Origin of the sequence: Nitrosomonas sp., assembly GCF_022842015.1 — a bacterium.
Classification (GTDB): Bacteria; Pseudomonadota; Gammaproteobacteria; order Burkholderiales; family Nitrosomonadaceae; genus Nitrosomonas.
In genome coordinates, this window is sequence record NZ_JALHQJ010000105.1 from 1 (window position 1) to 6,640 (window position 6,640).

General features: G+C 42.7%; 12 protein-coding genes and 2 pseudogenes. 4 read left to right on the top strand and 10 right to left on the bottom strand.

Going from position 1 to position 6,640, the window contains the following annotated elements:
- Positions 1–247, top strand: a pseudogene (locus Q0C11_RS13975) (IS5/IS1182 family transposase); the annotation flags it as partial.
- 80 nt (positions 248–327) lie between these two features.
- Positions 328–763 (top strand): annotated as a pseudogene (locus tag Q0C11_RS13980) (ISKra4 family transposase); the annotation flags it as partial.
- Between the two features lie 107 nt (positions 764–870).
- Here the strand turns inward: Q0C11_RS13980 and Q0C11_RS13985 are convergent.
- A complete protein-coding gene (locus tag Q0C11_RS13985; protein ID WP_244073792.1) occupies positions 871–1,524 on the bottom strand; it encodes a hypothetical protein in 654 nt (217 codons plus the stop codon).
- Between the two features lie 437 nt (positions 1,525–1,961).
- Between Q0C11_RS13985 and Q0C11_RS13990 the strand changes: the two genes are divergently transcribed.
- Together Q0C11_RS13990 and Q0C11_RS13995 are read left to right on the top strand one after the other, a co-directional pair.
- Positions 1,962–2,177 carry an AbrB/MazE/SpoVT family DNA-binding domain-containing protein gene (locus Q0C11_RS13990; protein ID WP_244073791.1) on the top strand — a complete coding sequence of 72 codons (216 nt, stop codon included), beginning with the start codon at positions 1,962–1,964 and terminating at the stop codon, positions 2,175–2,177.
- Positions 2,174–2,596 (top strand): PIN domain-containing protein, encoded by a 423-nt coding sequence (locus tag Q0C11_RS13995; RefSeq protein ID WP_279600103.1) that lies wholly within the window; start codon positions 2,174–2,176, stop codon positions 2,594–2,596. Before Q0C11_RS13990 ends, Q0C11_RS13995 begins: the two co-directional genes overlap by 4 nt.
- Before the next feature lie 113 nt (positions 2,597–2,709).
- Here Q0C11_RS13995 and Q0C11_RS14000 read toward each other — a convergent pair whose 3' ends face one another.
- The 9 genes from Q0C11_RS14000 to Q0C11_RS14040 all read right to left on the bottom strand — a co-directional run.
- Entirely contained in the window at positions 2,710–3,018 is a 309-nt protein-coding gene (locus Q0C11_RS14000) for a CcdB family protein (protein WP_279600102.1), read from the bottom strand.
- A complete protein-coding gene (locus tag Q0C11_RS14005; RefSeq protein ID WP_244073788.1) occupies positions 3,018–3,269 on the bottom strand; it encodes a type II toxin-antitoxin system CcdA family antitoxin in 252 nt (83 codons plus the stop codon). Before Q0C11_RS14005 ends, Q0C11_RS14000 begins: the two co-directional genes overlap by 1 nt.
- A gap of 489 nt (positions 3,270–3,758) precedes the next feature.
- Entirely contained in the window at positions 3,759–4,040 is a 282-nt protein-coding gene (locus tag Q0C11_RS14010) for an antibiotic biosynthesis monooxygenase (RefSeq protein ID WP_244073787.1), read from the bottom strand.
- Between the two features lie 415 nt (positions 4,041–4,455).
- Positions 4,456–4,788: a HigA family addiction module antitoxin gene (locus Q0C11_RS14015; protein ID WP_244073786.1), complete on the bottom strand. Its 333-nt coding sequence runs from the start codon at positions 4,786–4,788 to the stop codon at positions 4,456–4,458.
- Between the two features lie 16 nt (positions 4,789–4,804).
- Positions 4,805–5,089, bottom strand: coding sequence for a type II toxin-antitoxin system RelE/ParE family toxin (locus tag Q0C11_RS14020; protein WP_279600101.1), 285 nt, complete (start codon positions 5,087–5,089; stop codon positions 4,805–4,807).
- Between the two features lie 34 nt (positions 5,090–5,123).
- Entirely contained in the window at positions 5,124–5,300 is a 177-nt protein-coding gene (locus tag Q0C11_RS14025; RefSeq protein WP_244073785.1) for a hypothetical protein, read from the bottom strand.
- Positions 5,301–5,356: 56 nt separating this feature from the next.
- The gene (locus tag Q0C11_RS14030; RefSeq protein WP_090541825.1) at positions 5,357–5,671 is read right to left on the bottom strand and encodes a DNA-binding transcriptional regulator; all 315 of its coding nucleotides are present in this window, start codon (positions 5,669–5,671) and stop codon (positions 5,357–5,359) included.
- A complete protein-coding gene (locus tag Q0C11_RS14035; protein ID WP_244073784.1) occupies positions 5,658–6,038 on the bottom strand; it encodes a type II toxin-antitoxin system RelE/ParE family toxin in 381 nt (126 codons plus the stop codon). The genes Q0C11_RS14030 and Q0C11_RS14035 overlap by 14 nt, the downstream gene beginning before the upstream one ends.
- 134 nt (positions 6,039–6,172) lie before the next feature.
- Positions 6,173–6,640: toprim domain-containing protein (locus Q0C11_RS14040; protein WP_293009013.1), on the bottom strand; the 468-nt coding region annotated here is incomplete at its 5' end.

Consider the following 6,640-nt stretch of genomic DNA (forward strand, 5'->3'; position numbering starts at 1 on the left):
AGGAAAGTATGGTTATCGGCTCAACAATATTCGAGCCAAGCGCGCTGATACGTCTGCCGCATGGATTAATAGTATCTTCCTGGTTATGAACCTGCTCATCTTGGTGCGGGTTTTTATTTATCTAAAAAATCTTGCTGTCAGAATAGTATTTTGGGTGACAAAAAAGTGCAGGCCCAGAGAAATTCGGTTTGCCCGTGCTTGCCAATTCAGCTCAAACCGGAATTCTTACTTGGCAGTGCATATCTGATTGCTGAATTTCTGAGTAAGCTCTAGTTAGGAACAGGTCAGAAAGCTGATGCCTGGAAAGTTTTCAACGCTGATTGACACTTAGAAAGCACCAAATGGCACCTTTGGCATGGCAATGTTGAAAGAGCACTAGACCGAATCGAGGATTGCGTAGTGATCATTGATGATCGAGCAATTCGCTATACAAACCGAAAGAAATTTCTAAAACACCTAGACGAATTGGACATCTACATTCGAAATAATCAACGTTTGATTCCGAATTACGGCGAGAAGTGGCGCTATGGCGAAGCGATTTCGACCAGTTTTATGGAGTCGACGATTAACGAAGTCGTCGCTAAGCGAATGGTTAAAAAGCAGCAAATGCAATGGACGCATAAAGGTGCAACATTATCTGTTGCAAACGAGAACAGCTGTGCTCAACAACGACTTACACCGTCACTTTGAACGCTGGTATCCTGAATTGAAGATTGTGAACAGCGTCGATAGACCGATACCAAAAATGAAAAAGGCGGCCTGAATTATTTATAAATACCCCCCCCGCTTTTTTATGCTCTTGAATAATAACCCCCGTTGAAAAGGGGGTCGGGGTCGGGGTCGGGGTCGGCGAAGCCGGGGGGATCTAAATTAATATTGCTGCAGGAAATACGCTATCGCTGTTTCAACAGCGGCAAGGTGAGGATTTTTTCCATCCGCGAGCTTGGTTGGCGTCATTGTTTTTACAACAGTGCGCTTTCCATTAACTTCCGCATCCAAATAGACAATAAAAACACTGGCTTTATTAGGATTTTCTTTTTCCGTATATAGTGTGCGCTTGTATTCTTCATCACCTAACGATCGAAACTCCTCTTCGCTCATAACTGAGGCAATACCATCAACCACATTCTTCTGTGTTGCTGATGCGATTCCTGCACCAATTAGTCCACCCAAAAATCCACCAGTTACATCTCGACGCAGCTCTGACTTCAGGTTCGCATAGACAACCAAGTGGTGTATTTTTATTTTTGGTATCTCTCCAGTTGCATTAAATTTTTCGTAAGCCCTGTGTTGGAGTATGCGAGTTACAGGCGGATTTAAGCGTGCGTCCCCACGGCGATAAGTGCCATAAGCCTCACTGGTTATTGCCAGGCTAAATATTTTGTTCTCTTTTTCTGATGCCGGCCTAAGGTCAGCAACATTGGCCGCATCCGACTCCTTGATATTTGGAATATCCACTTTTACGATGGGCGCAGCACAACCCACAAAAAACATGGAACTCAGCAGTAAAATAAGTAATCTCATTTTTTCCTCGGGTATAGAAGATATAGATGCTCCATCCTACTCTAAACCGAGGGCTACCATCAAGAATGGAACCTCAAAGTGCTATTATCCACCGAGCACTAATAACTGAAGGAGAAGCGTCTATGAAACAGAATATAATCTATGTGGGTCTTGATGTCGTTAAAGTTATAATTTTGGGGTCTGCGAGACCAAAGTCATCATGGATATTTTCGCGGCTAAGATCGTATTCTCCATGAAGCAGTATATGCTTCCATGCCAGTACATTTCCTTTTTTTCAGAGTAACAAGCGCGTATGCGCCCTTCATGCCTAAGATTTTGGTGCTGTGCACGGCATCTTAAGATCAGTTTTAGTAAATCTGACCCCTTGAGGATTAAGTTTTACTAATTACGATAAGTAAAGTAGAATGCAACTCTAGTAAAGACTGCGGAGGTTTGCGATGCCAAGAGTAAGTGCGAAAAGACAAATTACATTACCCGTAGCCGATTGTGAAGAACTAGGCATCCAGCCAGGTGATGAAGTGGAAATTTTTCGTCATGGAAATCAATTTAATATCATTAAAAAAGAGGTTGGTGTGGCAGCGGGTCTATTAAAGGGAACCAAAATAAACCATGCTGTCAGCGATGTTCAGTCAAGACAGAACAATTTTGAATGATTTCAATAGATACCAATGTGTTACTTCGGTATCTATTGGCAGACGATGCAGTTCAACATGCAAAGGCAAAAAGCTTAATTAAAAATAAATGCCCTGTATTGATTACAGATGTTGTTTTAGCTGAGACAGTGTGGACACTAACTGGCAAACGATATAACCTAGACAAAGCCGCTGTATGTGTTGTTGTGCGCGGCTTGATAAGTGATGGCGCTTTTATCTTTGAGAACTCCCAGGTGATTTGGTCTTCACTGTGCGATTATGAAGAAGCCAAGATAGTAATTGGCAAAGAACTCGATTTTGCCGATTCACTCATTGCCAACAAATCGCACTCTGTCGCAGAGGATATCGGCTCTTCATTGTCAGCTTTTTACAGTTTTGATAAAGCGGTAACACAATTAAAAAATGCCAGAAATTTGTAAACTAGATTAGTTAAGTATTATTAATCAGTCTGTTAATGGTATGTTTCCAATTGCCGATAATCTTTTTTATGTTAAATAGTAATAGCGTTAATAATCAACCAGCTATCAAAGAATCAGAATCCTTGAAATAGAAAATCAATCGCTTCAATAATATCCGCGCGATGATTTTTCTCAATATTTATAACGAACTTTCCAAGTGATTTTCTTTTGATAGCAGCTATGTCTGTTGTCATTAAAATATAGTTTTCCTCTCGAATCTGAATAACAGGTTTTAGCTTGGAAGCAATCTCATTCCTGGCTGTAAATTCAGGAACCAACGGTACAACAATGCATGTCATAAGATCAGATAATAAATCCGCTTGCACATCCAATACGAATGGAACTGACTTACTCTTATATTCATAAACATCAAACCGTGCCACTATTCAGGTATCCAATCAGGTTTTAATAATGTGCCTTCTTTTTCCACCCTTAAATTATGAGCTAAAAGAGCTTCTTTGTTTGATTCTAGCCATTTACTGGTTTGGATTTCTTTAATTGCGTCTTCTATACCCGCCTCTGCTGCCTTAGATGTATTAAGATTAAGAGACTTTGCGCTCTCCAGCAAATCTTCTCGAATAGTCAAATTGACAGGACGACGTTTTGAAACATTCTGTTTCGATGATATGTGCATAATATACATGCCCTTATAATTACACTATAACTACAAGCATATCCGATATACAGTATGGGCGTCAATTAACCGCATAGTTACGAGGGTTCTGTCGCATTAAGCAAGATCATCGATACATTCGTGTAGACTGCTGACATCGAAAAAATGGTAAGGCTACAAACTGGTTGTAAAAGGAATGCGATTTCCGATTGAGGTGATTCTGGTCTGCATCCGCTGGTACGCGGCGTATCCGGAGTTGTAAGCCGGGACCATCGGAATTTTTGAGGGGGAGGTCATAATAGAGTTTATGAAAAAAACATCGCTAAGAAAAATAGGAGCTAAACACGTCTTGTGGGCTTATTAAATCAGAATAGAAAAGGCGATTTTTTAACGTAAAGCTAAGTGGCGCACCTTTCACGGAAGATTAGCGTAACTACCGAATCTGGAAAAAACAACAAACCTTAAGAACCACCACGAAAAGGCGCGTCCCGCTTGAGCGTAATGTTAGGGCTATAGTACATCACGCTCTATTTCTTGTAGATAGATAAAATCGGGCGCTTTTACGCCAGCCTTTTTTCTGATTTCCACCAACTCGGGGGATTCGAAGAAACGCCGTGCATTATCCAGTGATGACCATGCCGAGAAGTGGACAATGTTGTTTGCGTCGTTATCGTATCGCAATAATTGGTAGCTGATTTCTCCAGCGCTTTTTCTAATGTCCACTGCTTGATCAAAAATGGCTTTCCATGCCGGATAAGATTCAACTTCATGAATGATTAAAACGTATTGCATGCGAGCTCCAAAGGGGGGGGTGCTTTTTTTAATATGTCACGCTCCATCCTAGCAATCGCTAATTCTCGTTCAACTTCACGAATGCGCTGTTGATCCCCCGTAAGCTTGTAAGAGTGCACATTTAAGTTCACCACGCTCAGATTGGGCTATCCATGTACGTATGGATTTAGGATCAATATCTAATTAATTGCCTGCCAGCATTCCACTATAGTGAAATGCTGCTCTTCAACTAACTTTATGGCCTCTTTCTTAAATTCTTCTGTAAGCAAACGGCGCGGTACTCGTTTCATGGCTTCTCCTAACAAGTCGACAAAATATCATCAATTTGCCAGTCCACAAAATCAGACCTCGCTCACTTTAGAATATGTTTTCCTTCTCAAGGAATCAAATTATTCTATTATCTCAGAACTGAGAATTAGGTTGATTGTATGCCCTGCCCTACTCCTTGTTTTTTATTTTGTGCGATAGATGCCGCAGTTGGTAAAGCTTTAATCTCATCCCCCGCATTTCTATCAGCAGACACAAGATCAAACTGAGCTTGTAAGTTCATCCAGAATTGAGGTTCTGTATTGAACCAATGACCTAACCTTAGGGCTGTGTCACCAGTGATCGAGCGCTTGCCGTTGATGATCTGGCTCATTCGGTTGGCTGGCACATCAATTTGTCTGGCCAATTCTGTGAGAGTTACCCCTGTTTCTGCCAGTTCTTCTTTAAGAATTACTCCCGGATGGGCTGCACGTTTCAACATATTTTTGCTCCTTCTCTTAATGGTAGTCCGTTATCTCAACACGACTTGGCCCTGGTGATCCATCCGGCCATTTAAAACAAATACGCCATTGTATGTTAACTCGGATACTAAATTGCCCCTGCCGGTCACCACCGAGAGCTTCAAGGCGGTTACTAGCTAATTGTTTAAGATCATTGAGGCAAGTTGCCGCATCCAGGACGGCCAGTCGTCTTTCAGCCTGCTGTTCGAAGCCTTGAAAAGCCTTAACAAACTTCCCTGCCGCAAAGGCTTCTGTTTTCTTATCGTAATAATCAATAATCATTGATTGTCAATTTACACCATATTGACGATGTACGTCAAAGATAAATATCTAATAGTGCCCAGCCGCCATTCGGAAATTTACCGGTGGCTTCATCCTTGCGTCTGCCCCACGTTACCCAGGTAACATTACCATCTCGTAGCCGCACAGGTAAACACGCCCCTGGCTGCGGGAAATAAATCTTCTGATCCTGGTATTCAATACCACCGCACATCGGTGTCCCTGCTGCGTAAGTACATAGATTGCTGCAAGAGAAGGAAATTAAACCGATCAGACGACAGCTTCCAGACCGCGCTTTTGCACAAGATGTAGCAACTTAAGAGCGGTACCAGTTGGCCGTTTCTGTCCGATTTCCCATTTTTGTACTGTCGAAACACTTGTGTTTAGTATGGCAGCAAACACCGCCTGACTGACTCGTGTGGCTTCGCGAATTTGTTTTATCTGCTCCGGTCCCAACGGTTCAATAGGCGGCAAGCACAATCGATCGAATTCACGCAGCGTAACTTGATCCAGCACGCCGGCTTTGTGTAAACCCTTGGCCGTGTCATGTACAGCCTCAAGAATGGTTGATTTAGTCTTGCGCATCGCAATTAACCTCCATTAATTCTCCCGCATGTTGTGCTTTATCGAGCGCATGCGCTGTCAGTGATAGCAGGTGAGCAGCCAACAGCTTTAGCGCTACTTCTTCATCTTTGTCGATGTTGCTACGTTCGTTCTTTGGGAAGCCAAATAAGAATATCCAACAGTTTCCTTTGTTGGTGGCGACCAATGTGCGAAAGCCGCTTCTCTTTCCTTGCCCTGGTCGCGCAATTCGTTTTTTCAGCAGCCCGTTGCCGAGGTCGGCGTCATACAGTCCCTCAGTCATCTCGCGCACAGCTGCGCAAAGACTGGGCGAGGTCAATCCTTGTTTGTTTGCCCAACGAGCAAACCATCGTGTCTTGTATATTGTCATCCTGTATCTGCCTTAAATGCAATATAGCACTCAGTGATATATATAGCAAGCTGAAACCTATAACACAAATCATTTTGAGTGCCTTCGTATATTCCAATGGGGATGTCACCTAAAGAAATAGCAGCGGATTTATATTACCTGATCAATGCCCGTTTTTGCTTGATTTCCTGCTGCTTAGGTTCAATAGGGGCTTGTAACCTCAATAAACTGTCCTGTTTAGCCTGCTGAGATACTTTTTCAACAACCGATCCGACCTGACGTTTGACTGCTTCAATACCCAACACGCTTTTATTAGCCAGATCATTAAAGTCACTTAATTGTTGTGACATTTGCTCACCGGGTGCAAAAATGGGAAGAACTACAGCGCCATTCACCAGCTGGGCGGCTTCCATTGCTTTTTCCTTACCTGGATTTTTGCCATTTATTGATTCCTGTGTTAAATCATCATCACCGGCGATAACAATAGGTTTCTCCGGGTATTTTTTTTGCAAAACTTGAGCGACTTTAAGCAGATTGCCCGAATCAAATGCAGCCACAACCGGACAACTTAAGGCTTGCGATAAGGTATCTGCGGTCGCGTAACCTTCTGCGATCACAATCGC

Bases quoted from the DNA above. Each gene is read 5' to 3' on its own strand.
- Q0C11_RS13985 (WP_244073792.1), bottom strand. From the start codon at position 1,524: ATGAGATTACTTATTTTACTGCTGAGTTCCATGTTTTTTGTGGGTTGT.
- Q0C11_RS13990 (WP_244073791.1), top strand. From the start codon at position 1,962: ATGCCAAGAGTAAGTGCGAAAAGACAAATTACATTACCCGTAGCCGAT.
- Q0C11_RS13995 (WP_279600103.1), top strand. From the start codon at position 2,174: ATGATTTCAATAGATACCAATGTGTTACTTCGGTATCTATTGGCAGAC.
- Q0C11_RS14005 (WP_244073788.1), bottom strand. From the start codon at position 3,269: ATGCACATATCATCGAAACAGAATGTTTCAAAACGTCGTCCTGTCAAT.
- Q0C11_RS14010 (WP_244073787.1), bottom strand. From the start codon at position 4,040: ATGCAATACGTTTTAATCATTCATGAAGTTGAATCTTATCCGGCATGG.
- Q0C11_RS14015 (WP_244073786.1), bottom strand. From the start codon at position 4,788: ATGTTGAAACGTGCAGCCCATCCGGGAGTAATTCTTAAAGAAGAACTG.
- Q0C11_RS14020 (WP_279600101.1), bottom strand. From the start codon at position 5,089: ATGATTATTGATTATTACGATAAGAAAACAGAAGCCTTTGCGGCAGGG.
- Q0C11_RS14025 (WP_244073785.1), bottom strand. From the start codon at position 5,300: ATGTGCGGTGGTATTGAATACCAGGATCAGAAGATTTATTTCCCGCAG.
- Q0C11_RS14030 (WP_090541825.1), bottom strand. From the start codon at position 5,671: ATGCGCAAGACTAAATCAACCATTCTTGAGGCTGTACATGACACGGCC.
- Q0C11_RS14035 (WP_244073784.1), bottom strand. From the start codon at position 6,038: ATGACAATATACAAGACACGATGGTTTGCTCGTTGGGCAAACAAACAA.